This window comes from Streptomyces niger (assembly GCF_000718305.1).
Taxonomy (GTDB): domain Bacteria; phylum Actinomycetota; class Actinomycetes; order Streptomycetales; family Streptomycetaceae; genus Streptomyces; species Streptomyces niger.
Genome location: NZ_JOFQ01000002.1, coordinates 23,408 through 50,033 on the forward strand (window position 1 = coordinate 23,408; position 26,626 = coordinate 50,033).

Here is a 26,626-nt window from a genome sequence, read left to right on the forward strand (position 1 = left end):
AGGTCACCGAGAACATGAGCGCCGCCGAGCAGGGCGAGACGTCCGCCCGCATCCTGATCGTCGACGACGAGCCCGCCGTCCGCGAGGCCCTGCGTCGGTCGCTCGCCTTCGAGGGATACGGCACCGAAGAGGCCGTCGACGGCCTGGACGCGGTCGAGAAGGTGACCGCGTACCGGCCCGAACTGATCGTGCTGGACGTCCTGATGCCCCGCATGGACGGCCTGACCGCGGCCCGCCGGCTGCGCGCGAACGGCCTGACCGTGCCGATCCTGATGCTCACCGCGCGCGACACGGTCGGCGACCGGGTCACCGGGCTCGACGCGGGCGCCGACGACTACCTGGTCAAGCCCTTCGAACTGGACGAGCTGCTGGCCCGCATCCGCGCGCTGCTGCGCCGCAGCTCCTACGCGGCGGCCGCCGGCGCGACCCCCGACGAGGGCGACACGCTCACCTTCGCCGACCTGACGATGAACCTCGCCACCCGCGAAGTCACCCGCGCCGGCCGCCCGGTGGAGCTGACCCGCACCGAGTTCACCCTCCTGGAGATGTTCCTCGCGCACCCGCGCCAGGTCCTCACCCGCGAGCAGATCCTCAAGGCCGTCTGGGGCTTCGACTTCGAGCCGTCCTCCAACTCCCTGGACGTGTACGTGATGTACCTGCGGCGCAAGACCGAGGCCGGCGGCGAGCCCCGGCTGGTGCACACGGTGCGCGGCGTCGGCTACGTCCTGCGCTCCGGCGGTGCCGAGTGAACGTCCGCGAGCGAGCGGCCCAGCGCTACCGCCGGCTGCCACTGCGCTCCCGGCTGGCGATGCTCACCGCGCTCGCCGTCGCGCTCGCGGTCGCCGCCTCGGCCGCCGCCTGCTGGGTGATCACCCGTGACCGGCTGACGGAGCAGCTGGACACGACTCTGAAGAGCGTCAGCGTGAACGACGCGTACGTACGGGCGCTGAGCGCCGAGTGCAACGGCACGGCACAGGGCGTCAGCTTCCCGCCCGCCGGCCCCTACACCGTCCAGCTGGTGTCGGTGGAGGGCCGGGTGTGCACCTCGCCGGAAAGGTCGCAGATCCCCGCCACGCACGCGGACGTGGAGGTCGCGCAGGGCCGTGCCCGGCACGCGATGCACACCGCGCGGGCCGCCGACGGGGCGGAGATGCGGGTCTCGACCGAGGTGTCCCGCGGGTCCGCCACCGACGCTTTCGGCAATCAGGTGGCGGTCTCCGTCGCGGCCCCCATGGACCAGGTCACCCGGCCGCTCAACCAGCTCGCGCTGGTCCTGCTGATCGTCTCCGGGGTGGGCGTGCTGGGCGCCGCGACCACCGGCCTGTGGGTGGCCAGGGCAGGACTGAAACCCGTGGACCGGCTCACCGCCGCCGTCGAGCACGTCGCGCGCACCGAGGACCTGGCGATCCGCATCCCCACCGAGGGCGAGGACGAGATCGCCCGGCTGTCCCGCTCCTTCAATTCCATGACCGCCGCGCTCGCCGCCTCCCGCGACCTCCAGCAGCAGCTGATCGCGGACGCGGGCCACGAGCTGCGGACCCCGCTGACCTCCCTGCGGACAAACATCGACCTGCTGGAACGCAGCGAGCGCACCGGCCGGGCGATCCCCGCCGAGGACAAGCTCGCCCTGCTGGAGTCGGTGAAGGCGCAGATGGGCGAGTTGGCCGCGCTGATCGGCGACCTCCAGGAGCTGTCCAGGACACCGGACCACGGGGCCGGCGGCCACAGCGCACCGCCGGTCGTCGCGCTGCACGAGGTCGCGGCGACGGCGCTGGAGCGGGCCCGGCTGCGCGGCCCGTCCCTCACCCTCGACGCGGCCCTCGACCCCTGGTACGTACGGGCCGAGCCGGCCGCGCTGGAGCGCGCGGTGGTCAACCTCCTGGACAACGCGGTGAAGTTCAGCCCCGCGGGCTCCACGGTCGAGGTCCGCCTGCACGGCGGCCTGCTGTCCGTACGCGATCACGGGCCCGGCATCGCGGCCGACGAACTCCCGCACGTCTTCGAGCGGTTCTGGCGCTCGCCCTCGGCGCGCAGCCTGCCCGGCAGCGGCCTCGGCCTGTCGATCGTGGCGCGCACGGCTCAGCAGGCGGGCGGCGGCGTGCGGCTGCGGCCCGCGGAGGGCGGCGGCACGCTGGCGGAGCTGACCCTGCCGGGAGCGGCGGTACCGCCCCCGGAGGATCCGCCTGCACCCGGCTGATCAGCGGGCGAAGCCCGACCCCAGGCCCGAGCCCGCCTCGGGCGCACCGATCGCGCCGGGCCCGTACGAAACGGCACCGTCCGTCGTCAGCCCGCCGGAGGCCCCGCGCAGGGCCCAGACCGCGCCGGTGTCCTTCAGGGTCGTGCCGTCCTCGCCGGGCGCGCCGGCCGCGAGGTCGGCCTTGCCGTCCTTGTCGGTGTCCAGCAGCGAGACCGCCTGGCCGAAGCGGTCGCCGGCCTCGGCGACGCCCGGGACCCCGGTGGTCGTCTGGTTCAGCGCCTGCGCGCCGGTGCCGGACAGGCCGCCCTTGCCGCCCTTGAGCAGCACGATGCTGCCGGCGTCCTTGAGGTTGGCGCCGGAGGCGGCGGCCAGGTCCTCGTACGGGACGCCGACCGCGATGTCGGCGTAGCCGTCGCCGTTCACGTCGCCCGCGCTGAGCGAGTAGCCGAACTGGTCGCCCTCCTCACCGGCGCCGGGGACGCCCGCGGTGTCCTGGGTGATCGTCGTGGTGCGCTTGCCGGGGCCGTCGGCCGAGCCGTACGCGACCTTGACCGTGCCCTTGTCGTACGGGAGGTCCTCGACGACGCCGCCCGGGACGGGGCGGTAGACGAGGTCGCCGTAGCCGTCCTTGTCGACGTCGCCGACGGTGGCCGACGCGGCGTCCGGCAGGTGCGTCGGCTTGGTGGCCAGGCCGTCGGCGCCGCCCTTCCACAGCTCGCTGGACTCCGACATCTCCTCGAACGCGTGCATGCTGACGAGGTCGTCCCGGCCGTCGCCGTTGAGGTCGCCGGCGACCAGCTCCTCGCTGGGGAAGAGGTGGCCGGTGTCGAAGTCCGCGGTCCGGGCCGGGGCCCCGGCGCGGGTGAACGGCCCGTACATCACGTGCAGTCCGGAGGAGTCGGAGTCCCCCGAGCCGTTGGCGTCGCCGACCAGGTCGGTGTGGCCGTCGCCGTCGAAGTCGCCGGCGGTGAGGTTGTGGCCGCCGATGTCCGGCAGGCTGCTCGCGCCGCCCTTGCCGTCGGTGGAGCCCCACAGGACCACCGGGCCGCCGGCGCCGGTGACGACGAGGTCGCTGGTGCCGTCGCCGTCCAGGTCGCGGGCGACGGTGCGGGAGCCGAAGCGGGCTCCCTCGGCGGGATCGCCGGGTATGCCGGCGGTGGCGCGGCTGATGACCTGGTGCTTGCCGGTGGCGGCGCCGGAGGCCGAGCCGTAGACCACGGTGACGTAGCCGGCCTTGGCCTTGCCGCCGACCGTGCCGTCGGGGGCTCCGGCAACGATGTCGGCGTAGCCGTCGTGGTTGAAGTCGGCCTGCGGGGCGGTGCCCGCCGGGCCCTTGGCGGCGGTGGCAGGTGCGGTGTCGGCGGGTGCGGCGCTCGCCGGGACGGCGACGGCGAGCGGGGCGGTGAGCAGCGCGGCCACCACGGCGCAGCGCGCTGCGGTGGGGGTGGAACGGTGGCGCACGGTTCCTCCTGACGTCGGCACCCGGACATCCCGGGTGCACCGTTCGTTCACCTGATAGGACGGGACTACCGCGTTCACGGTTCTTTACACCCGCCCCTTGAATCCCGCGTGTATCGCGTCAGGGCCGCTTCTTCGCCGCGTCACCGAACGGGAGTTGAGTGCCCGTCAGCCGGGCGCGGATGCCGTCCCGCTCCACGGAGACGGTGCGCAGTCGCACGTCACCGGGGGTGGCCGGGAGCCGGAAGGACAGATCGAAGCGGTCCGCGATCTCCGGCTTGGTGAGTCCCGCCAGGCCGCCGAGGATCTTCGGATCGATGCCGACCTTCTGCAGCAGCCAGGGGTGGTCGGTCACGACGTTGACGAGGTTGACCTTCATCAGCTTGTTGATGAAGCGCGGGGTGCCGATCAGGTCGTGCAGCTTCGCCTCGTTGTGCAGCGCGGCGTCGATGGTGTCCTGCGGGATGCCGATGCGGTCGGCGATGGCCGGGATGCCGAGCATCGCCTTGATCTTGGCGGCCTCCCGGCTGAGCTGCCGGGCCGTCTTGCGGGTGAGCTGCAGCCCCTCGCCCTTGCCGGTGCCGGGCCGGTAGACCGCGATGTCGCCGATGTCCAGCCGCATGCCGCTGATCTCGGTGGAGATGCCGCGGTCGCCGGCCTGCCGGATGTGGGCGCGGGCGTGCATCCGCAGTTCGTGCCCGGCGATCGGCAGCCGCCCCTCGGCGCGTACCGAGTCGGGGCCCAGCTCGCTGAACTTGACCTGCGAGGCCCCCAGTTCGCGGTTCATGTCCTCGAAGGAGAGCAGCACGTCGCCGCGCATCCGGCCGACCGTGCCGCCCTTGAGGGAGGTGGGCAGGTCGCCGTCGAGCGTGACGTCCTCCGCCGTCGCCTCGAACTTCGCGAGCGAGACGCGGTCGGCGGCCAGGTCGGGGATGGCCACCCGCACCCGGTCCAGGTGCTTGTCGGCGACCTGGGTGAGGAAGGGGAAGCCCTCGATGTCCACCTCGGGGTCGGCCGCCAGGTGCAGCGAGTCCTTGAGCTTCTCGGCCGCCTTGTTCTGCGCGTACAGCACGGCGAACCGGTCGGCGAGGCCCGCGAAGGAGGCGGCCACCAGGACCGTGGCGACCAGCTTCACGGCGAGCGGCACGGCGGCGAACCGGCCGAGGCCGCGCCGGGCCTTGCGGTGGTTCGGCGGCGCCCAGGCGTCCTCGTCCTCGGTGTCCGCGCGGAGCCCGAGCCCCAAGGGGTCGTCGCCGTCGTCACCGTCGCGGCGCTCGTTGAGGTAGGACCGCGCGGGGCCGGGCTCCGGCTCGGGGTCGGCCAGCCCGGCGAGCTCCGCGTACGGGTTGACCGGCGCCATCTCGCGGGTGTCACCCGGCGTGGACGGGACCTGGGACGCGCGGGGCTCCTGCGATTCCCGCGCGTCCTGCGGAGCGTGTGATGCCGATATGCGTGTGGGGGGTCGCATCGGCACATCCCACCATGCATACGGCCGTCGAACGCAAGTCCTACTGCCGGTAAGTGTGGATATGGTCCGTTACTTCACCACGGTGATGCGGTCCGCCTTCGGCGGGTCCAGCGGGCCGGACGCCGAGGAGTGGGCGCCGAGATATGCGGTGAACGCCTCCAGATCGGACGGTCCGACGTACTTGTCCGTACCGTCCTTGAATGCGGCGAAACCGTCGCCGCCGCCCGCCAGGAACTCGTTCATCGCGACGCGGTAGCTCTTCGCCGGGTCGATCCGCTCGCCGTTCAGCTGCACCGAGTCCGTGACGATCCGGTCGGCGCCGGACCTGCTCATGTCCAGGGTGTAGGTGAGGCCCTTCGAGACCTGGAGGATCTTGGGGGAGGCCGCGTTGGCGCCGCTGACCTGCTGCTGGAGCGCGGTGATCAGCTGCTTCCCGGTCAGCGAGACGACGTTCGTCATGTTCGTGAACGGCTGCACCGTGAACGCCTCGCCGTACGTCACCACGCCGTCGCCCTCGCCACCCGACGCCTTGAACGCCAGGTCGGAGCGGACGCCACCGGGGTTCATCAGGGCCAGCTGCGCGCCGCCCTTGCCGCTGTCGGCGGTGGCCTCCAGCTGCGCGTCGGCGATGACGTCACCGAGCGGCGACTCCGGGGTGCTCGCGCCGCGGCCCTCGATGTCCGCGGAGACGTACCCGACCGGCTTGCTCGCGACCGGCGCGGCCAGCTTGTCCCAGCGCTTGATCAGCGAGGTCAGGTCGGCAGCCTTGGGCTGGGTGCGGCTGACCACGTGGTTGGCCGACTTCACGGCCGTCCGCACGATGTCCTTGGTCTTCCGGTCGTACGTCAGCGTGGTGTCGGTGTAGAGCTTGCCGAAGGAGGCGGCCGAGGTGACCATCCGCGGCTGCCCGGCCGGGTCCGGGATCGTGCACGCGTACGCCTGGTGCGTGTGCCCGGTGACCAGTGCGTCGACGTCCGGGGTGACCTTCTTGGCGATGTCCGTGATCGGCCCGGATATGCCGTCCCCGGGGCCCGGGCTGTCGCAGTCGTAGTTGTACGCGGTGGAGGCGGGCGCGCCGCCCTCGTGGATCAGTGCGACGACCGACTTCACGCCCTGCTTCCGCAGCACCTTGGCGTACTTGTCGATGGTCTCGGCCTCGTCGTGGAACTTCAGGCCCTTCACGCCCTCGGCGCTGACGATGTCCGGCGTGCCCTCCAGCGTGACGCCGATGAAGCCGATCTTCACGCCCTTGTGCTTCCAGACCGTGTACGGCTTCAGGATCGGCTTGCCGGTCTTCTCGTCGGTGACGTTGGCGGCGAGGTACGGATAGTCGGCGCCGGCGAACGTCCGGCCCTTCTCGTAACAGCCGTCCTTCGGGTGGCAGCCGCCGTTCTGCAGCCGGGCGAGCTCCGCGCGTCCCTCGTCGAACTCGTGGTTGCCGACGCCGGTCACGTCCAGGTCCAGCTTGTTCATCGCCTCCACGGTCGGCTCGTCGTGGAAGAGGCCGGAGAGCAGCGGGCTCGCGCCGACCAGGTCACCGGCGGCCGCGGTGACGGAGTACGGGTGGCCTCTGCGCGCCGTGCGCAGCGCGTTCGCCAGGTACTCGACGCCGCCGGCCTCGATCTTCTTCTTGCCGCCGTCCGCCTGCTCCTCCTCCACGGTGCCGGAGGAGCCCTGCGGCGGCTCCAGGTTGCCGTGGAAGTCGTTGAAGGAGAGCAGCTGCACGTCGACGGTGCGGGAGGAGTGGCCGGGGCCGCCGTGGCCGCCGGCGTCGGCGGGCAGGGCGGCGGCCGTGGCACCGGCCGCGGCGGCCAGCACCGTCGCGGCGGCCGCCAGCCGGCGCTTCGGTCGGCGCCGGTGCGGAGTAGCTGACATGGATCGTCCCCCTCGTGGACAGCGGAACAGGAGTGTGTGAGCGACCGGAAGCCTACGGTCAACGCGCGTAGCGCAACAGGGGTGTCGGATGACGGCAGGGTTGCGGCACGGGAACGGCGGCCCGACGGCGTCCGCATCCGGTGCGACGGCGGTCGGCACCGGATGCGCCCGGCGCCGTACGCTTCGGGACATGACTGACGCTGCACAGGAAACGGGCCGGCCCGACCGGGGCATGCAGGTACTGGACGCGCTGACGCCGGACGTGGCGGGTGCCGTACTGGAACTGATCGAGACGGCGGCGCGGACGGACGGGCAGCCGGCCGTCTCCGAGCAGGGGCGGCTGCAGCTGCGCGGCGGGCACCGGCAAGGGGTCAAGCACTTCGTGGTCCGGGCCGAGGGCGACCGCGTCGTCGGGTACGGGCAGCTGGAGGACACCGACCCGGTCGAGGCGCCCGCCGCCGAGCTGGTCGTCCACCCCGCATTCCGCGGCCAGGGCCTGGGCCGCAAGCTCGGCGGCGCGCTGCTGGAGCGGTCCGGGCGGCGGCTGCGGCTCTGGGCGCACGGCGGCCACCCCGCGGCCCGCCACCTCGCGCAGACCCTGGGCCTGACGCTCTTCCGTGAGCTGCGGCAGATGCGCCGCCCGCTGACCGACCTGGACCTGGCGGAGCCGGTGCTGCCCGAGGGCGTCACCGTCCGCACCTTCCAGCCCGGCACGGACGACGCGGCCTGGCTCGCCGCGAACGCCGAGGCCTTCGCGCACCACCCCGAGCAGGGCTCGCTCACCCAGCGTGACCTGGACGACCGCAAGGCCGAGGCCTGGTTCGACCCGAAGGGGTTCTTCCTCGCCGAGAGGTCCGGGGAGCTGCTGGGCTTCCACTGGACGAAGAAGCACGCCGAGGAGGGCCTGGGCGAGGTCTACGTCGTGGGCGTGCGGCCCGCGGCGCAGGGCGGCGGGCTCGGCAAGGCGCTCACCGCGATCGGCCTGCGCCACCTGGCCGCCGAGGGCGTGCCGACGGCCATGCTCTACGTCGACGCGGACAACGTCCCCGCCGTCACCGTCTACGAGCGGCTCGGCTTCGTCACGCACGAGACGGACCTGATGTACCGCACCGAGACGTGACGGACAGCGCGGTTGCCGTGCACCGCTGTTGACGGAGTGTCAGGCGTGGGCGGTGGGGTACGAGTACCGCCGCCGCGCCGCCGTCCGGCACCGTAATGTCCCCTCCGGGTAGCCCCTCGCTTGCCTGTCCGCCATGTCTGCTTCACCGGCGATTCAAACTCGCTTGCGAGCATCACTGAATGCAGCCCTCCGCGCAGCCGGCCGGTGACCGATGGCTCCGAGCCGCCCCGCCGCCTCCCGACGCGCTTTCCCGCCCGGAAGCGCGGAACAATGAGGTCATGGACCAGCAGACCAGCGCCCAGGCAACGTCCCAGACGCCGGCCGCACAGGCTCAGCCCTCGGTCGGGTCGATCGCCGCGCACCGCCCGAACACGGTCGCCCCGCCCCTGCCCGAGCTGGAACCCGACCTCGACGCCGACCTCGACGCGTACGACGTCGACGGCGCGCTGGGCGACGACGGCGCCGAGCTGCCCGCCGGCCGCTTCCTGGACCGCGAACGCAGCTGGCTGGCGTTCAACGAACGGGTACTGGAACTGGCCGAGGACCCGGCCACCCCGCTGCTGGAACGCGCCAAGTTCCTGGCCATCTTCGCCTCGAACCTCGACGAGTTCTTCATGGTCCGGGTCGCGGGCCTGAAGCGCCGGATCGCCACCGGAGTCGCCACCCGCTCCGCCTCCGGACTCCAGCCCCGCGAGGTGCTGGACCTGATCTGGACCCGCTCCCGCGAGCTCATGGCCCGGCACGCCGCCTGCTACCAGCAGGACGTCGCCCCCGAGCTCGCCGGCGAGGGCATCCACCTGATCCGCTGGCCGGAGCTGACGGAGAAGGAACAGGCCCGCCTGTTCACCCTCTTCCGCCACCAGATCTTCCCCGTGCTGACCCCGCTGGCCGTGGACCCGGCCCACCCCTTCCCGTACATCTCGGGCCTCTCCCTGAACCTCGCCGTCGTCGTCCGCAACCCCGTCAGCGGCCACGACCACTTCGCCCGCGTGAAGGTCCCGCCGCTGCTCTCCCGCTTCCTGGAGGCCTCCCCGCAGCGCTACGTCCCCATCGAGGACGTCATCGCCGCGCACCTGGAAGAGCTCTTCCCGGGCATGGAGGTACGCGCGCACCACATGTTCCGGGTCACCCGCAACGAGGACCTGGAGGTCGAGGAGGACGACGCGGAGAACCTCCTCAAGGCTCTGGAGAAGGAACTGCTGCGCCGCCGCTTCGGCCCTCCGGTCCGGCTGGAGGTCGAGGAGTCCATCGACCCGGCCGTCCTGGACCTCCTGGTCCAGGAACTGAAGATCTCCGAGGCCGAGGTCTACCCGCTGCCCGGCCCGCTGGACCTGACCGGCCTCTTCGGCATCGCCGCGCTGGACCGGCCCGAGCTGAAGTTCCCCAAGTTCGTCGCCGGCACCCACCGCGACCTCGCCGAGGTCGAGTCCGCCTCCGCACCCGACGTCTTCGCCGCGCTGCGCGCCCGCGACGTCCTGCTCCACCACCCGTACGACAGCTTCTCCACCTCCGTACAGGCCTTCCTGGAGCAGGCGGCGGCCGACCCGCACGTCCTCGCGATCAAGCAGACGCTGTACCGCACCTCCGGCGACTCGCCGATCGTCGACGCCCTGATAGACGCGGCCGAGTCCGGCAAGCAGGTCCTCGTCCTGGTCGAGATCAAGGCCCGCTTCGACGAGCAGGCCAACATCAAGTGGGCACGCAAGCTGGAGGAGTCCGGCTGCCACGTCGTCTACGGCCTGGTGGGCCTCAAGACGCACTGCAAGCTCTCCCTCGTCGTCCGCCAGGAAGGCGAGATGCTGCGCCGCTACTCCCATGTGGGGACCGGCAACTACCACCCCAAGACGGCCCGGCTCTACGAGGACATCGGGCTGCTCACCGCCGACCAGCAGGTGGGCGCCGACCTCTCCGACCTCTTCAACCGGCTCTCCGGCTACTCCCGCCGGGAGACCTACCGGCGGCTGCTGGTCGCCCCCACCTCGCTCCGCGACGGCCTGGTCCAGCGCATCACCAAGGAGATCGCGCACCACCGCGCCGGCCGCCCCGCCCACGTCCGCATCAAGGTCAACTCCATGGTGGACGAGGCCGTCGTCGACGCGCTCTACCGCGCCTCGCAGGCCGGTGTACCGGTGGACATCTGGGTACGCGGAATCTGCGCCCTGCGGCCCGGCGTGCCGGGGCTGAGCGAGAACATCCGCGTGCGCAGCGTCCTGGGTCGCTTCCTCGAACACTCGCGAGTCTTCGCCTTCGGCAACGGAGGGGAGCCGGAAGTATGGCTGGGCAGCGCGGACATGATGCACCGCAATCTCGACCGGCGGATCGAGGCGCTGGTCCGGGTCACCGACCCGGGCCACCGCGCCTCGCTCGTCCGCCTGTTGGAGACCGGCATGTCGGACGCGACCTCGTCCTGGCACCTCGGCCCGGACGGCGACTGGACCCGGCATGCGACCGACGCGGACGGCAGGCCGCTGCGGAACGTACAAGAAATGCTCATCGACGCCCGGAGGCGCCGGCGTGGCCTTGCGACCTGACCTCTCCCCGCCCAGCGCACGCAGCCGTGCCCGCGCGGCCGCGGCCGGACCGGCTGCCACGGCCGGACCGGCCGCCGCCGCGCGCCCGGCCGCCACGGTCACCGTGAGGAGGACGGCATGATGCACGGAGCGAACCGCGGCACCGCGCCCGCACCCACCGGCCTCCTCGGCGCGGTGAACGGGCCGTCACCGGACCGGGCGACGGCCGGCGAGGTGCTCTCCGCCTACCTCCACGAACAGTCGACGGCGTTCCTGCGCGGCCTGCGCCTGCACCGCGAGAGCGGCTCGGACGCGCGCGGCGCCGGCGACGCGGCCCGGGAACTGCGGGCCGCGGCCCGCCGGATCAGCGGCGCGCTGCTCACCTTCCGGCCGCTGACCGACGAGGCCTGGGCCGACCAGCTCCGCTCCGAACTGAGCTGGCTGTCGGGCACTTTGGCCCGCGAGCACTCCTACGCCGATCGGCTCGAACGCCTGCTGTCCGCGCTGCACCGGCTGGCCGGGCCCGCCGACCCGGGCGGCGCCTCCAGAGCGCCCGAGGACGGTACGGCGCAGCAGCGGCCGCCGGCCCGTACGGCACGGGGCAGAGACACCGGCCCCCGCGAGGAGCGCGCCCGCGACCCCAAGGACCCGGCCGCCACCACCGCGGCCGGAGCCGCGCGGGCCGGCGCGCTGCTGGACCGGCAGCTGACCTTGGCCCGCACCCGCGCCCACTCCGCCGCCCTCCAGGCGCTCGGCTCCTCGCGCTTCCACGCCGTCGCGGACGCCGTGGCGGTGCTCGCCTCCGAGGTCCCGCTGGACAAGAGCGCCGCCGACCGGCTGGCCGGCGAGGCGCTGCCGCCGCTGGCCGACCAGGCGCACCGCAGGCTGGCCGAGGCCGTCACCGCACTGCCGCTGACCCGCGCCGGACACCCGTACAACGCCGCCGCGCTGGCCGCCGACGACCGCCACGACGCCTCCTGGCACCAGGTCCGGCTGCTGCTGCGGCACAGCCGGTATGCGCAGGAGGTCGCCGACGGCGGCATCACCGACCTGCGGCTGGCGGAGGCGGGCCGGGCGCTGGAGCGGCACCGGGACGCGGCCGAGGCCGCGGCGGCCGCCGCCGCTGCTGCCCGCACCCCGCGCATCGCCCCGGCCACCGCGTACGCCCTCGGCGTCCTCCACGCCGACCAGCGCCACGAGGTCGAGGCCGCCCGCTACGCCTTCACCCGCGCCTGGCGGACCGGATGAGCGACGAGACGGTGATCCGGGCGGCGGGCTGTGTCCTGTGGCGCCGTGCGCCGGTGCCGGGCGGGCTGGAGGTCGCCCTGGTGCACCGGCCGAAGTACGACGACTGGTCGCATCCGAAGGGCAAGCTCAAGCGGGGCGAGGAGGCGCTGGCCGCCGCGGTGCGCGAGGTCGCGGAGGAGACCGGCACGGACTGCCGCCCGGGCCCCGAGCTGCCGGCCACGCACTACGACGTGAACGGCCGCCCCAAGGAGGTCCGCTACTGGGCGGCCGAGGCGCGCGGCGGCACGTTCGTCCCGAACGACGAGGTCGACCGGGTGGTCTGGCTGCCGCCGGCCGAGGCCCGCGGCCTCCTCACCCAGGAGCGGGACCGGCCGTTGGTCGACGCGCTCATGGAGGCGCTGCACACGGCCTGACCTCGCCTTTCTTCGCTCCGCTGGACAAGCCCCGACTGACTTGAGTCGGGGCTTGTCAATTTTTCTTCGTGGCGCTATACCGGAGGCGAAGGGCATCGCAGACAGCAGTCAGCGGTTCGAAGGGAGATGACCCGTGATGCTCATGCGTACCGATCCGTTCCGTGAATTCGACCGGCTCACCCAGCAGCTGTTCGGTACGGCCACGCGGCCGGCGTCCCTGCAGATGGACGCCTACCGTGCGGACGACACCTTCGTCGTCCACTTCGACCTCCCCGGCGTCGACCCGGAGAGCATCGACCTCGGCGTCGAGCGGAACGTCCTGACGGTCCGTGCCGAGCGCCGTTCGCCCGCGCCGGAGAACGCCGAGCTGATCGCCGCCGAGCGCACCACCGGCACGTTCAGCCGCCAGCTCTTCCTGGGCGAGAGCCTGGACACCGACCGCATCGACGCCGCGTACGACAACGGCGTCCTCACCCTGCGCATCCCGGTCGCCGAGCAGGCCAAGCCGCGCCGGATCGAGATCAGCGGCGGCACGGGCGGGCCGAAGCAGATCAAGGGCTGAGCCCGCCGGCAGGTACGGAGCCGACCCCTCAGGCCGCGCCGCGTGGCGCCAGCGCCGTCCAGCGGACGGTGACCTCACCCAGGCGCCACCGGCGCGGCCCGTCGGCCAGTGGCCAACCCGCGTCCCGCAGCGCGCGGACGGACCGGATCCAGCGCTGGCGGGCGCCGAGCGAGCCGTACGGCGCCGCCGCCGCCCAGGCCCGGTCGAAGTCCCGGAGGAAGGCGTGCACCGGCTCGCCCGGCACGTTGCGGTGGATCAGCGCTTTCGGGAGGCGTTCGGCCAGGTCGGAGGGGGTTTCCAGGGAGCCGAGGCGGGCCGCGAAGGTGACCGTGCGGGGGCCCTCGGGGCCGAGCGCGACCCAGACGTGCCGCCGCCCGATCTCGTCGCAGGTGCCCTCCACCAGCAGCCCACCCGGCGCCAGCCGCGCGCACAGCCGCGCCCAGACCTCGGCCACCGCGGTCTCGTCGTACTGCCGCAGCACGTTCGCGGCCCGGATGAGCGCGGGGGAGCGGCCCGGGGCGCCCGGCAGCGGCACCTCGAAGCCGCCGTGCAGGAAGGCGAGACCGGCCCGCTCGTACGGCCGGGCCGCCGCGACCCGCTCGGGATCGATCTCCACCCCCACCACCTCCGCGTCCCCGCGCGCCGTCCGCAGCCGGTCCAGCAGCTCGACGGCGGTCCAGGGCGCGGCCCCGTAGCCCAGATCGACGGCGACCGGGTCGGCGGTGCGGCGCAGCTGCGGGCCGTGCGTGGCGGCGATCCAGCGGTCCATGCGGCGCAGCCGGTTCGGGTTGGTGGTCCCGCGGGTGGCGCTCCCGACCGGGCGTGCGGACGGGGACGAGGAGGAGCTGCGGGCCATGACATGACTTTATGTGCTGCGTGGCGGGCACCCGTCCACTCGGCCGCGAGGGCGCTCGGCGGGCCCCCGTCCCGTCGCCCGCCGCGCCCCCTCAGGGTCACGCTTTGGCAAAGAGGGCGGGGTGCGGCGCCTGGCGGGAAATGGCTCGGCCGACTCCGTTGTTGGCCGGTTGAGAGGCGGTACCGGCATCGGTTTCCGCCGGATTTTGCCGGAATGTGGGAGGTAGCTCGCAGTGAGCCAATACGTGTCCCGGCTCCGCGGCCGTCCCCAGAGCCAGTTCGCCGGCCCGGCCAGGCTGCGGCTGGGCGGCTCGCGCAAGCCGCGCCGAGTGGCGATGCTGAGCGTGCACACCTCCCCGCTGCACCAGCCCGGCACGGGCGACGCGGGCGGCATGAACGTCTACATCGTCGAGCTCGCCAAGCGTCTCGCCGCGATCGACATCGAGGTCGAGATATTCACCCGGGCCACCACCGGTAACCTCCCGCCCGCCGTCGAGCTGGCCCCCGGCGTCCTCGTACGCCACGTGGACGCGGGCCCCTACGAGGGGCTGAACAAGGAGGACCTGCCCGCCCAGCTGTGCGCGTTCACGCACGGTGTCATGCAGGCCTGGGCCGGCCACCGCCCCGGCTACTACGACCTGGTCCACTCGCACTACTGGCTCTCCGGCCACGTCGGCTGGCTCGCCGCCGAGCGCTGGGGCGTCCCCCTGGTGCACGCCATGCACACCATGGCCAAGGTCAAGAACGCCGCGCTGGCGGAGGGCGACACCCCCGAGCCGGCCGCGCGCGTCATCGGCGAGACGCAGATCGTGCGCGCCTCGGACCGACTGATCGCCAACACCGCCGAGGAGGCCGGCGAGCTGGTCCGGCACTACGAGGCCGAGCCCGGCAAGGTCGCCGTCGTGCACCCGGGCGTCAACCTCGACCGCTTCCGCCCGGCGAGCGGCACGGCGGGCAGCGACGTCGCGGACGAGCGGGCGGCGGCCCGGGCGCGCCTCGGCCTGCCCCAGCACGCGCTGATCCCGCTCTTCGCCGGCCGCATCCAGCCCCTGAAGGCCCCCGACATCCTGCTGCGCGCCGTCGCGGTGCTGCTGGACCAGGACCCCTCGCTGCGCTCGCGGATCGTCGTCCCCGTGGTCGGCGGGCCGAGCGGCAGCGGCCTGACCAAGCCCGAGGGCCTGCAGAAGCTCGCAGCGCGGCTGGGCATCGCCGACGTGGTGCGGTTCCGGCCGCCGGTCGGCCAGGACCAGCTCGCCGACTGGTACCGGGCAGCCAGCGTGCTGGTCATGCCCTCGTACAGCGAATCCTTCGGACTGGTGGCCATCGAGGCCGAGGCGTGCGGCACCCCGGTGATCGCCGCGTCGGTGGGCGGGCTGCCGGTCGCGGTGAAGGACGGCGTCAGCGGCTTCCTGATCGACGGACACGACCCGGCGGACTACGCCGGCGCGCTGCGCCGCTTCGCCGACGATCCCTCGCTCACCCTGCGGATGGGCGCGGCGGCCGCCCGGCACGCCGAGTCCTTCGGCTGGGACACCGCGGCCGCGGCCACCGCCGACGTGTACACCGCCGCGTTGCAGGAACGGCGCCGTCGCCTACGATCACTGCATGGCTGAGGACAGCAGGGTCGCGGACGCGCGACGGGTCGTCGAGGAGACGCTGAACGACGCCGGGCTGGAGTGGGAGTCGCCGGCGGAGGGCAGTTACGTCGTCAAGCTGCCCGGCACCCGCAAGCTCTCCACGACGTGCTCGCTGTTGGTCGGGCGGCACTCCCTGTCGGTCAACGCGTTCGTCGTCCGCCGCCCGGACGAGAACCACGAGGCGGTGCACCGCTGGCTGCTGGAGCGCAACACCCGCCTGTTCGGCGTGGGCTACGCGATCGACAAGCTCGGCGACATCTACCTCGTCGGCAAGTTGCCGCTGGCCGCGGTCACCCCCGAGGAGCTGGATCGCATCCTCGGCACCGTCCTGGAGAACGCCGACGGCTCCTTCAACACGCTGCTGGAGATGGGCTTCGCCTCGGCGATCCGCAAGGAGTACGAGTGGCGGGTCTCGCGCGGCGAATCCACCCGCAATCTGGCGGCGTTCGCCCACCTGACCGGGCAGGACAAGTAACGGCCCCGTTCCACTTCGCTGTGCCCGGCCGGCGCAAGTAGCGCTTTCCGGCCCATCTCCCCGCGCCCCCGTTTCCGCCCTTCCGCCGTCCGACGGGCCCGTGCCATGCTCGCGGCCTCTCTCCCATGCACCTCTTCACCTGCATGAAGGGTGGCCCATGGACATCAGCAGGCGCACTCTGCTGGGCAGCGCGGCCGCTGCGGCGGCGACGGCGGCACTGCCCGCCCCGCCGGCCACGGCGGGCGGCCATCGCACGACGCTCTGGGACGAGTTCACCGCCCGCCCCTTCACGCATCCGCAGATTCCGTACGTCGGCCGGGCCGGCTGCCGGCGCGGGCCCCGGCCCACCGGCCGCCTCCCCGTGATCGACGCCGTGCGGGCCCACGGCGCCCGCGCGGACGGCAGGACGGACTCCGCGCCGGCCATCAACCGCGCCATCGAGGCCGCGGGCCGGCGCGGCGGCGGCATCGTCACCCTCCCGCCCGGGACCTTCCGCATCGACGACGTGATCCGCATCGGCCGCGACAACGTGGTGCTGCGCGGCGCCGGCAGCGGCCGTACCAAGCTGCTCGCCACCAAGCACCTCACCGAGCTGATCGGCCCGTACGGCAGCCGGTACGGCGGCGACAAGTCCGCCTGGTCCTGGACCGGCGGCCTCATCTGGCTCTGCCCCACGGCCCGTTACGACTCCCTCGTCGCGGCGATCAGGAGCAAGCACTGGCCGTTCGAGGGCTGGACGGGCAACAAGCGCAACGAGTGGCGCACGCTCACCGCCGTACGCCCCGCGCGCCGTGGCGACTGGACCGTGAAGGTCGCCGACACCTCGCGCCTGCGCCCCGGAACCCTCGTCCTCCTCCAGCTGGCCGACGACAAGGACCACACCCTCCTCCAGCACATGGCGGGCGGCGGCCCAGGCCCCGCCTCGTACACCTGGGACGGCAGGGCCAAACTCAACAGCTTCGTCCCGTACGAGTGGCCCGTACGCATCGTCCGTATCAAGGGTCGCGAGGTGACCTTCGAGCGCCCGCTGCCCCTCGATGTACGCCCGGAGTGGGACCCGCGGCTCACCACCCACGTTCCCGCGCTCACCGGCGCCGGCGTCGAGGGCCTGACGATCGAGGCGGTCAAGACACCGCAGTCCCCGCACCTCCACGACAAGGGCTACAACGGCGTCCTCCTGCAGTGCGCCTACGACTGCTGGGTGCGGGACGTCGTCGCGCGCCACGTCGACAACGGCATCGGGCTGACCGCCTCGTCCTCGTGCACGGTCAGCAACACCCGTGTCGCGGGCCGCGGTTCCCACCATCCGTACTTCTGCCGCGAGGGCGCGCACGACAACCTCTTCGAGGACTTCGTGATCGAACGGCGCAGCGTCCCCGCACCGCCCGACACCATCCTCCACGGCATCAACGTCGAGAACCTGTCCAGCTACAACGTCTGGTCGCGCGGCCGGATGGAGATGGGCACGTTCGACTCCCACCGCGGCATGCCGTTCGCCAACGTCCGCACCGAAATCGTCGTCGACAACACCGGCCGGCACGGCGGCGACCTGCGCGCGGGGCCGCTCTTCGGGGCCCGCTTCACCCACTGGAACATCCGCGTCACCAACGGCCGGGCCGGCATGGTGAAGATCGACGGCCTGGCCCCGTACAGCGTCACCGCCGGGATCTCCCCGGTCCGCGAGTTCGGCCAGATCGACAAGCCGGACTTCGCGGGCGACCTGCACAGCAGGCTCGTGGCCTACGGCCACCCGGAAGCCGTCAGGCCGCGGAACCTGTACGAGGCGCAGCGCCGGCTGCGTCCGTGACCGGCGCCGGGGCATGAGCCGGGGCCGCGGCCCGCTCGGCCGCGGCCTGCGCGCGCTCCTCGGCGTTCATCCGCCGCAGCAGCAGCCCGTAGCCGGCCGCGGCCACCGTGCCGACGACCGCGCAGCCGGCCCACAGGGCCGCCGGCCCGTACCGGTCGATGACCGTGCCGCCGAGCAGCGGCGCCGCCAGCGCGGCCACCGACCAGGACAGCGAGTACATCCCCTGGTACCGGCCGCGGCCGTGGGTGGGGGAGAGGCGCACCACCAGCCCCATCTGGGTCGGCGAGTTGATGATCTCGCCGAGCGTCCACACCGCGACGGACACCGCGAACAGCGCCACCGAACCGGCGAACGCGGTCAGCCCGAAACCGTAACCGGTCAGCAGCGCCGAGCCGATCAGCAGCGCCGCCGGGCTGCGGTGCTCGATGAACCGGGTCACCGGGATCTGCAGCAGCACGATCAGCACGCCGTTGACGGCGATCACCAGTCCGAAGTCGGAGCTGGTGAACCCCGCGAGCCCCATCGTCACCGGCAGCGAGACGTACGCCTGCTGGAAGAGCAGCGCCAGCAGCAGGTTCAGCCCGACGACGGTCATGAACCGCCCGTCCCGGACCACGGTCGCCATCGACACGCGCCGCACCGGCTCCTGCGCAGTGCTGCTTTCCGATGTCCTCTCGCCCGGCCGGGACTCGGGGAGCTTCACGAACACCACGACCGCGCAGGCCAGCACCAGCGCCGACTCGCCGAGGAAGAGCAGCAGGTAGCCGTACTGGGCGAGCAGTCCGGCCAGCGACGAGGAGATCGCGAACCCCATGTTCAGGGCCCAGTAATTCAGTGCGAAGGCCCGCACCCGGTCCTCGGGCGCGACGATGTCCGCCATCATCGCCTGCACCGCGGGCCGCGAGCCGTTGCTCGCCATACCCACCACGCAGGCCACCGCCGCGATGGCCACCGGGTCCGTCATGAAGCCCAGCAGTGCCACCGAGCCGGCGGTCGTCAGCTGCGCGATCAGCATCGTCGGCCGCCGCCCGAGCCGGTCGGTCGCCACGCCCGCCACCACCGACGACACGACCCCGCCCAACCCGTACAACGCGCCGACCAGACCGGCGTACGAGGCCGAGTACCCGCGCTCGACCGTGAGGTACAGCGCCAGGAAGGTGGCGACGAAGGCCCCCAACCGGTTGATCAGCGTGCTCGTCCACAGCCACCAGAACTGCCGCGGCAGCCCCGCCACGCTCGCGACGACAACCCGTCTCACCCTGTCTCCCCCCAGCACCGATGCAAGCGGCGATGTAACCGGCGATGTAACCGGAGATGTAAGCGGCACACCCGCCAAGGGGAACCTACAAACCGGGGCCACCACACGCCATAGAATTAGCAACGACCGTCAAACGTCGCGGCCCCGGCGCAGACGAGCGGCCCTGCGTCCACAGGCCGGGCCGTTGCCGGAGCGGCGCCCCTTTTCGATTACGCTCAAAGGCATGGCCGACGCACCGTACAAGCTCATCCTCCTCCGCCACGGCGAGAGCGAGTGGAACGCGAAGAACCTGTTCACCGGCTGGGTGGACGTCAACCTGAACGAGAAGGGCGAGAAGGAGGCGGTCCGCGGCGGGGAGCTGCTCAAGGACGCCGGCCTGCTCCCCGACGTCGTGCACACCTCCCTCCAGAAGCGCGCCATCCGCACCGCGCAGCTGGCCCTGGAGGCAGCCGACCGGCACTGGATCCCCGTCCACCGCAGCTGGCGCCTGAACGAGCGCCACTACGGCGCGCTGCAGGGCAAGGACAAGGCCCAGACCCTCGCCGAGTTCGGCGAGGAGCAGTTCATGCTCTGGCGCCGCTCGTACGACACCCCGCCGCCCCCGCTGGACCGCGACGCCGAGTTCTCCCAGTTCGCCGACGCGCGCTACGCGACCCTCCCCCCGGAGCTGCGCCCGCAGACGGAGTGCCTCAAGGACGTCGTCGTCCGCATGCTCCCGTACTGGTTCGACGGCATCGTCCCCGACCTCCTCACCGGCCGCACCGTCCTGGTCGCCGCCCACGGCAACAGCCTCCGCGCCCTGGTGAAGCACCTCGACGGCATCTCCGACGAGGACATCGCCGGCCTGAACATCCCCACCGGCATCCCGCTCACCTACGAGCTCGACGCCGACTTCAAGCCGCTCAACCCGGGCGGCACCTACCTCGACCCGGAAGCCGCCAAGGCCGCCATCGAGGCCGTGAAAAACCAGGGCAAGAAGAAGTAGCCCACCTGATCATGCCCCTGAGCTGCGCAGACGGCGCGGCTCAGGGGCATTTTCACGGCCCGGGCCCTCTCTGGGCCCTCAGTCCTTCGGCTGATCCTGTGGCTGGAGCGCTCGCCCGAGAGCCTTCCGGGCCCGCTCGCGGCTGCTCGGCATGAGGTGCGCGTAGACCTTCAGGGCGAGTGGGTAGTGGGATGTGACGCCCCACTACCCAGTACCCAGTAACCAACCGTGACGCACGACCCTCTGAAGGGGTCCGCATCTGTCCGAGGTGCAGGATTCTGCGTCATTGCGTCATGATCGTCATACGGGCTTCTGACCTGGCGTTTTGTGTGGCGCAGCGGTTCAGGAGTGCGTCATGGACTGCGTCATCGGGTGACGCAGTTGGCGCAGATGACGCAGAGGCCACCGTCTGCGTCATGGTTGTAGCCGCAGGTCAGGGGTCGTTTTTCCGTCTGCATGACGCGGATGACGCAGCGTCTTCCCTCTTAGGACAAAAGAGGGGGTCTCTGTTGTAGAGCACCGGTCTCTCAGAGAGAAGAAGGAGCCGCTGCGCGGCACGACCATCAAGCGGCGCCGGGGCGCCGAACAACAAGAAGAGCACTCCGGGCGCCGTGCGAGGTGGTGCTCTTCTTGCTTGTGCAGGCGGACGTGAGGCAGGGCGGCTGAAACATTGCCCCCGTGTTCCAGCTCTCCCGGTTATAGCGTCCGCGTACCTCCCTCACTTAAGAGCGCTCTGACCTGCGCTGATGCTCTTAAGGGGGGAGGCTTGCGGACGCTGAACGATTCGCTTAGCGCCCGCAGCGTCCGTGCAGTTCAGGAGCGGTTTCTAGGAACTTCCGGACGCTGCGGACGCTACTTTCTCCCAACTCTCTAGGGCGAGGGCACAGGGACGGCTTTTCGACCAGGGGGGCAAGCGCCGCTCTCGGCTGCCTGCTGAAGAGCCGAGGGGAAGTGCGTCACAGGGGGGAGGCCGGCGGACGGCTCTCGCGGCATGCCGTGTTGGTGTCGACGGTGTTGAAGAGACCACCTGCGCTTTGAGGGGGGTGGCCTCTTCTCCTCAGCGTCTCTCCGGCGCCTGGTGGCCTTTCAAGCGACCGGCCACGTCACCTCGGATGGTCCGCCGCTGATTACCGAACGCTACTGGCTAGTGGCAAGTCGAAGGGACAGGTGACGCCCGGACGTGGAAAAATCGCGCGGGCTACTGGCAAGTGGGTTGCCAGTAGCCAGTAGCCAGTAACCAGTAGCTGTCAGTGACACCGGGGCGCCTGTGGGACTCCCGCACGGAGCCCACCACAGTGCCCACCACAGCCTGTGGGACTCCCACACGCTGTGGGAGTCTCTGACCTGCATGTGAGGGTGCGGGACTCCCACAGAAAAGCCCCCCGAAACCGCCCCCAGGGGCCGCTCAGCCGCTCCAAGGGCCTCTCCGTTCACGGCCGTGGGAGTCCCACAGTTGGTGTCACGGACAGCGATACCCGGGGTTGCGAGAGCTGCCGCCGGGATACTCCAAGAAGCCCCCACACGCGTGTGGGAGGGGACACCATCGCAAGGTGGAAGCCGAAGTCCTTGCTGCTCTCGTAGCCACTCCCGCCGTTCTCGCCACCGCCAGCGCCGCGTACTTCGCAGGCCGAGCTCAGGCCCGGGCTGCTCTCCGGGCGCCGGTGGACTCCATCCGCCGCACGGCTCAGCGAGAGGCCTACGCCGCCCTGCTCACCGCGGCGCGTACCTACCTCCGCACGACGAGGAGAAATGACGTTTGGAGGGAAACACTGCTCTCTGGGGTGGTGGCAAACCTGGCTGACGCCGAGCAGCAGCGCCGGCTCGGGCGCTTTCGGCTCCAGGGCCAACTTGAACCAGTGCGTCATGCGGTAGCCCTGGTCTCGCTGGAAGGTCCCGAGCATCTGGTGCCGCTTGCCGAGGCAATCGAGCAATACGCCGAGGACTTTGAGCGGGCTGCCCAAACCGTGGTGAACAGCAGTGCCACGACACCTGAGGAGAGGCAGGAAGAAAGACGCATGATGGAAGAGGCGTACGAACACGTAGTGGCTGCGGTCCCGCCGTTCGTCGTGGCAGCCCGTGCCTACCTCAACGGCAACCCGGCGTCCCGCTGAGCACAAGGCGATCGGCTTCTGCCCGTGCGGAATCGTCGGATCGCCTCGGCTCGGGGTAAGGCCTCGGTGTTTGCCACACAGCCGTACTTCGCCGATTGGCCGTGCCGTGGACGACCGTAGGCGACCAGAGGAATGCCCGCCCGAAGGGCGGTCCTTCTTGCTCCCTCACTGGCATGGGAACGACTGGCCCTGCTGGCCAGCTTGTCGTGCGGCTTGTCGCTTGTCTTGTCGCGCGCTTGTCGCATCGCAGGTGAGAGCCGCTTTCAGGGGCTCGCGGCTAGCGTTCTACGATCCCCCTGCCGGGCGGATGACAAGCGACAAGACAAGCGGGCCACTCGCCGGGCAGCGAGGCTTCTATGACCTCCGTGTCGGCAACTGAGCGTCGCCGAACCGCGCTTGTTGTCGCTACAAGCGACAACAAGGCCACTACAAGCACGCCGTGTTACCACCCGTGAGTTCCGGACCGAAGCGCTGGCCAGGGTGACCCGCTAACCGCTAACACGCTGGCCAGCCCCGCTTCTGACCGCTAGTAGGCCCGCTAACGTTAGCGGGCCGCGTCGCTAGCGTTAGAGCTCTTAGAGGTCCCACGCTGGGCCCTCTCTGGGCCCTCCGAGGTTGACCAACGACGACCGGCAACGACCAACAACGACGGCCGGGCCCCAGGTCAGTTGGGGTGTCCACCCCTCTGACCTGGGGCGAAAAGCGGGCCCCCCAGACCCAGGGCAAGAAGAAGTAAGCCCGAGCCTTCTCCGGCGCCGGGCCCCCTGCTCGCGGAAAACCGCGGGCAGGGGGCCCGGCGCTGCCTCGGGCCTTCTCTGGGCCCCAGGTCACAGAAACCGCCCCACGCCGCCCGCGTACGCCAGCTTGCGAGAGTCGCTCGCCACCCGAAGTCCGCGCTTCCGACGCGGCTGTCATATGCCTACCTTGGGTGATTGGTTGATGCTTCGATTGCTTCGGTGCTAAGGGTGCCCGGAGCGGGGGAACGTATGGCCAGATCGAAGATCATGACGGTGACGCTCGAGTTCGAAGTAGGCAAAGGCCGGAACTCTGAACAGCGAATCAAGAACGCTCACGAAGCCGCTGTCCGTGCAGCGTTGGAAGCTGTCAGGTCGAAGTTGGGGAAGAGCGTCACGGTAGTGGGGGAGCGGATGACGTGGGACTACCGGTCGCCCCATCTCTCCGCGTCGTACGCCGTCGTCGCTCCTGAGGCTGTGGAGTTGCCACCGGCCGAGTAGTCGGCCTGCCGCACGAGGGCACTCGGGTGTGCTGCGGCTCGGCTCAGCAGTGAGCCCCCGGTCTGCGTCCGCAGACCGAGGGCTCGTTGGCGCTTCGGGCGCGGCGGCGTCAGCCGCAGCTGCCGCCGCACTGGCAGGGGCCGCCCGACTGGCAGCCGCAGGAACAGCCGGGGCCGCACGAGCAGCTGTTGGCCGTTTCGGGCGCGGGGGTGCTGGAAACAGGCGTGTGGGGCATGAAGTGCCTCCTGGTTGGCAGCCATAAGGGAGGTTCCTCCCCTCCCTTACCCAGCCAGGACGGCGCACCAACGGCGCGAGGCCGCACGGACCGGGGCGCGTGCCCGTCCGTGCGCCTCGCTCTCGGAGCGCTCAGGCGCCCTCGACCGCCGTCGACGGCGCGAGTTCGTCCGCGTGCTCGCCCGTGACCAGGTACACCACACGCTTCGCGACCGACACCGCGTGGTCGGCGAACCGCTCGTAGTAACGGCCCAGCAGCGTGACGTCCACCGCCGTCTCGATGCCGTGCTTCCAGCGGTCGTCCATCAGGTGCTGGAAGAGCGTGCGGTGCAGCAGGTCCATCGCGTCGTCGTCCTGCTCCAGCTGCAGCGCCAGATCGACGTCCTTCGTGATGATGACCTCGCCGGCCTTCGCCATCAGGCGCTGCGCCAGCTGCCCCATCTCCAGAATCGTGGCGTGCAGGTCCCGCGGCACCGCCGACTCCGGGAACCGCAGCCGCGCCAGCTTCGCGACGTGCTGCGCCAGGTCACCGGACCGCTCCAGGTCCGCGCTCATCCGCAGCGACGTGACCACGATCCGCAGGTCCGTGGCGACCGGCTGCTGGCGCGCCAGCAGGGCTATGGCCCTGGCCTCCAGATCGCGCTGCAGATCGTCGACCTTCTCGTCCCCGGCGATCACGTTCTCCGCCAGCTTCAGGTCCGCGTCGAGTATCGCCGTGGTGGCGCGCCCGATCGCGGAGCCGACGAGCCTGGCCATCTCGACCAGGCCTTCGCCGATCGAGTCAAGCTCCTCGTGGTACGCGTCCCGCATCAGTGACCTTCTCTCGCATCGAGTCGTTCGGTGTGGGCCTGCGATGCCCGCCGACCTCCGGGCCGTGCCCCTGCGTCGTCGCGCGTGGGCGGTGCGCCCCCTGTGGCGTCGCATGGGCTGCGCCCCTGGTGGCGTGGGTCTACGATCCCCACGCTCCCACGTTCGAGCCCGGATGCGACCGGTTCGCCCATCCGGAGTGAACCAACCCCGACGTGAAGGTGAACTCTCGGCAACGGGTGTTCGAGGTGACCCTCTGATGGCTGTGGAACTGTCACAACCGGCGCATAACCTGGACTCATGAACGTGGACGCGGCCATCGCCGCAGTGGCAGCGATCGCCGGATGCTGTACCGGCGTGATCGCCATGCTGGCGTTTCGCTGGAGCGAACGCGACCAGGCCAAACCCACCCGTACGTCCCTGCACACCGACGCCGTCCTGCCCCCCGGCGTGGACACCGTCCTGTCGGTGCTGCGGTCCTCCGCCGTCGTGCTCGACGAGGCCGACGGCGTCGTCAAGGCCAGCTCCGCCGCGTACGCCCTCGGGCTCGTACGCGGCGGCAAGCTCGCCGTGGACCCGATGCTGCAGATGGCCCGCGACACCCGGCGGGACGGCGAGATACGCCAGGTCGAGCTGGACCTGCCGCGCCGCGGCACCGGCCGCGGCGACGCCCTCGCCGTCTCCGCGCGGGTCGCCCCGCTCGGCTCCCGGCTCGTCCTGCTGCTGGTCGAGGACCTCACCGAGGCGCGCCGCATAGAAGCGGTCCGCCGCGACTTCGTGGCCAACGTCAGCCATGAGCTCAAGACCCCGGTCGGCGCGCTCTCGCTGCTCTCCGAGGCCGTGATGGACGCGAGCGACGACCCCGAGGCGGTGTCCCGCTTCGCCGGCCGCATGCAGTCCGAGGCCACCCGCCTGACCAGCCTCGTCCAGGAGCTGATCGACCTCTCCCGGGTGCAGAACGACAACCCCCTGGAGGACGCCGAGCCCGTGCGTGTGGACGAGCTGGTCGAGGAGGCGATGGACCGCTGCCGCCAGCAGGCCAGCAGCAAGTCCATCACCATGGCCGTCGGCGGCACCGCCGACCTGCACGTATGGGGCAACAGAAGCCAGCTCGCCGGCGCCCTCGGCAACCTCGTCGAGAACGCCGTCAACTACTCCCCGGCCCGGACCCGCGTCGGGATAGCCGGCCGCCGTGTCCCGGCGGCCGGCGGCGCGATGATCGAGATAGCCGTCACCGACCAGGGCATCGGCATCTCCGAGAAGGACCGGGACCGGATCTTCGAGCGGTTCTACCGCGTCGACCCGGCGCGCTCCCGCGCCACGGGCGGTACCGGACTCGGTCTCGCCATCGTCAAGCACGTGGCCGCCTCGCACGGCGGGGAGGTCACGGTGTGGAGCTCCGAAGGACAGGGCTCCACCTTCACCCTGCGGCTCCCGGAAGCCGGCGCGGTCCGCGACCGCGACGCGCGCCGGGAGGACCCCGCGACAGACCCGGACGACCTCGATGGCGAGGACGGTCCGTACGACACCTTCAGCGGCCCGGCCGTCACCCACCACCACACTTCCCCGGAAGCGCTACGTGCGCCCTATCCTGCCCCGGAGGTCCTTCCGTGACCCGAGTGCTCGTCGTCGAGGATGAGGAGTCCTTCAGCGACGCTCTGTCGTACATGCTCCGCAAGGAGGGTTTCGAGGTCGCCATCGCCGCGACCGGCCCCGACGGACTGGACGAGTTCGAGCGCAACGGCGCCGACCTGGTCCTGCTCGACCTGATGCTGCCCGGCCTGCCCGGTACGGAGGTCTGCCGCCAGCTGCGCGGCCGCTCCAACGTCCCGGTGATCATGGTGACCGCCAAGGACAGCGAGATCGACAAGGTTGTCGGGCTGGAAATAGGAGCCGACGACTACGTCACCAAGCCCTTCTCCTCGCGGGAGCTGGTCGCCCGCATCCGCGCGGTCCTGCGCCGCCGCGGTGAGCCGGAGGAGGTCACCCCGCAGGCCCTGGAGGCCGGCCCGGTCCGGATGGACGTCGACCGGCACGTCGTCACGGTCTCGGGCGGCAAGGTCGACCTGCCGCTCAAGGAGTTCGACCTGCTGGAGATGCTGCTGCGCAACGCCGGCCGCGTCCTCACCCGTATGCAGCTGATCGACCGGGTCTGGGGCGCCGACTACGTGGGCGACACCAAGACCCTCGACGTCCACGTCAAGCGCCTGCGCGCCAAGATCGAGCCGGACCCGGGCGCCCCGCGCTACCTGGTCACGGTCCGCGGCCTCGGCTACAAGTTCGAGCCGTAAGCCGAACCGACGGGACCGGACCGAGACGGGCCTGAACCGAGACGGGACTGGATCGAGACGGGCCTGGACCGAGACGGGAC

At 71.6% G+C, this 26,626-nt stretch carries 20 protein-coding genes; 14 read left to right on the forward strand and 6 right to left on the reverse strand.

The annotated features are described in order from the left end of the window. Nucleotides 1-14 precede the first annotated feature (14 nt). Nucleotides 15-749: a response regulator transcription factor gene (locus IF20_RS03995; RefSeq protein ID WP_052863549.1), complete on the forward strand. Its 735-nt coding sequence runs from the start codon at nt 15-17 to the stop codon at nt 747-749. A gap of 59 nt (nt 750-808) precedes the next feature. Next, nucleotides 809-2,197, forward strand: coding sequence for a sensor histidine kinase (locus tag IF20_RS04000; RefSeq protein WP_110943860.1), 1,389 nt, complete (start codon nt 809-811; stop codon nt 2,195-2,197). Here the strand turns inward: IF20_RS04000 and IF20_RS04005 are convergent, their stop codons facing one another. The 3 genes from IF20_RS04005 to IF20_RS04015 form a co-directional block, all read right to left on the reverse strand. Then, nucleotides 2,198-3,658 (reverse strand): FG-GAP-like repeat-containing protein, encoded by a 1,461-nt coding sequence (locus IF20_RS04005; protein WP_052863551.1) that lies wholly within the window; start codon nt 3,656-3,658, stop codon nt 2,198-2,200. It abuts the gene before it with no gap. 118 nt (nt 3,659-3,776) lie between these two features. Further along, a complete protein-coding gene (locus tag IF20_RS04010) occupies nt 3,777-5,015 on the reverse strand; it encodes an LmeA family phospholipid-binding protein (RefSeq protein ID WP_324605548.1) in 1,239 nt (412 codons plus the stop codon). A 177-nt stretch (nt 5,016-5,192) separates the two neighbouring features. Further along, nucleotides 5,193-6,998, reverse strand: a complete 1,806-nt coding sequence (locus tag IF20_RS04015; RefSeq protein ID WP_052863553.1) for a bifunctional metallophosphatase/5'-nucleotidase — start codon at nt 6,996-6,998, stop codon at nt 5,193-5,195. Nucleotides 6,999-7,188: 190 nt separating this feature from the next. On the opposite strand from IF20_RS04015, the gene mshD reads away from it, so the two are divergent. From mshD to IF20_RS04040, 5 genes are all read left to right on the forward strand, one after another. Next, nucleotides 7,189-8,118 (forward strand): mycothiol synthase, encoded by a 930-nt coding sequence (gene mshD, locus IF20_RS04020; protein ID WP_052863554.1) that lies wholly within the window; start codon nt 7,189-7,191, stop codon nt 8,116-8,118. 278 nt (nt 8,119-8,396) lie between these two features. Then, complete coding sequence (locus IF20_RS04025; RefSeq protein WP_052863555.1) at nt 8,397-10,649, forward strand: RNA degradosome polyphosphate kinase; 2,253 nt, start codon at nt 8,397-8,399, stop codon at nt 10,647-10,649. Between the two features lie 117 nt (nt 10,650-10,766). After that, nucleotides 10,767-11,876: a CHAD domain-containing protein gene (locus tag IF20_RS04030; protein ID WP_110943811.1), complete on the forward strand. Its 1,110-nt coding sequence runs from the start codon at nt 10,767-10,769 to the stop codon at nt 11,874-11,876. Next, nucleotides 11,873-12,289, forward strand: coding sequence for an NUDIX hydrolase (locus IF20_RS04035; protein WP_052863556.1), 417 nt, complete (start codon nt 11,873-11,875; stop codon nt 12,287-12,289). Before IF20_RS04030 ends, IF20_RS04035 begins: the two co-directional genes overlap by 4 nt. Before the next feature lie 136 nt (nt 12,290-12,425). After that, complete coding sequence (locus IF20_RS04040) at nt 12,426-12,851, forward strand: Hsp20/alpha crystallin family protein (RefSeq protein ID WP_110943812.1); 426 nt, start codon at nt 12,426-12,428, stop codon at nt 12,849-12,851. Nucleotides 12,852-12,879: 28 nt separating this feature from the next. Here the strand turns inward: IF20_RS04040 and IF20_RS04045 are convergent, their stop codons facing one another. After that, a complete protein-coding gene (locus IF20_RS04045; RefSeq protein ID WP_052863558.1) occupies nt 12,880-13,707 on the reverse strand; it encodes a class I SAM-dependent methyltransferase in 828 nt (275 codons plus the stop codon). Between the two features lie 232 nt (nt 13,708-13,939). Between IF20_RS04045 and mshA the strand changes: the two genes are divergently transcribed. The 3 genes from mshA (at nt 13,940) to IF20_RS04060 (ending at nt 17,625) form a co-directional block, all read left to right on the forward strand. Next, nucleotides 13,940-15,319 carry a D-inositol-3-phosphate glycosyltransferase gene (gene mshA, locus IF20_RS04050; protein WP_052863559.1) on the forward strand — a complete coding sequence of 460 codons (1,380 nt, stop codon included), beginning with the start codon at nt 13,940-13,942 and terminating at the stop codon, nt 15,317-15,319. Continuing rightward, complete coding sequence (locus IF20_RS04055; RefSeq protein WP_052863560.1) at nt 15,312-15,818, forward strand: type III secretion system chaperone family protein; 507 nt, start codon at nt 15,312-15,314, stop codon at nt 15,816-15,818. Before mshA ends, IF20_RS04055 begins: the two co-directional genes overlap by 8 nt. Nucleotides 15,819-15,975: 157 nt before the next feature. Further along, a complete protein-coding gene (locus tag IF20_RS04060) occupies nt 15,976-17,625 on the forward strand; it encodes a glycosyl hydrolase family 28-related protein (RefSeq protein ID WP_052863561.1) in 1,650 nt (549 codons plus the stop codon). On the opposite strand, the gene IF20_RS04065 is transcribed toward IF20_RS04060, so the two are convergent. Beyond that, nucleotides 17,579-18,883, reverse strand: a complete 1,305-nt coding sequence (locus IF20_RS04065; RefSeq protein ID WP_234426498.1) for an MDR family MFS transporter — start codon at nt 18,881-18,883, stop codon at nt 17,579-17,581. The genes IF20_RS04060 and IF20_RS04065 overlap by 47 nt on opposite strands. A gap of 223 nt (nt 18,884-19,106) precedes the next feature. Between IF20_RS04065 and IF20_RS04070 the strand changes: the two genes are divergently transcribed. Then, the gene (locus IF20_RS04070; protein WP_052863562.1) at nt 19,107-19,868 is read left to right on the forward strand and encodes a phosphoglyceromutase; all 762 of its coding nucleotides are present in this window, start codon (nt 19,107-19,109) and stop codon (nt 19,866-19,868) included. Between the two features lie 1,550 nt (nt 19,869-21,418). Then, complete coding sequence (locus IF20_RS04075; protein ID WP_199896481.1) at nt 21,419-21,979, forward strand: hypothetical protein; 561 nt, start codon at nt 21,419-21,421, stop codon at nt 21,977-21,979. Between the two features lie 1,601 nt (nt 21,980-23,580). Here IF20_RS04075 and phoU read toward each other — a convergent pair. Continuing rightward, on the reverse strand, nt 23,581-24,258 hold the full coding sequence (gene phoU, locus IF20_RS04085; RefSeq protein ID WP_052863565.1) for a phosphate signaling complex protein PhoU: 678 nt from the start codon (nt 24,256-24,258) through the stop codon (nt 23,581-23,583). 297 nt (nt 24,259-24,555) lie between these two features. On the opposite strand from phoU, the gene IF20_RS04090 reads away from it, so the two are divergent. Both IF20_RS04090 and IF20_RS04095 read left to right on the forward strand, forming a co-directional pair. Further along, entirely contained in the window at nt 24,556-25,869 is a 1,314-nt protein-coding gene (locus IF20_RS04090) for a sensor histidine kinase (protein WP_052863566.1), read from the forward strand. Next, nucleotides 25,866-26,546 (forward strand): response regulator transcription factor, encoded by a 681-nt coding sequence (locus IF20_RS04095; protein ID WP_006603892.1) that lies wholly within the window; start codon nt 25,866-25,868, stop codon nt 26,544-26,546. Before IF20_RS04090 ends, IF20_RS04095 begins: the two co-directional genes overlap by 4 nt. The last annotated feature ends 80 nt before the right edge of the window (nt 26,547-26,626 follow it).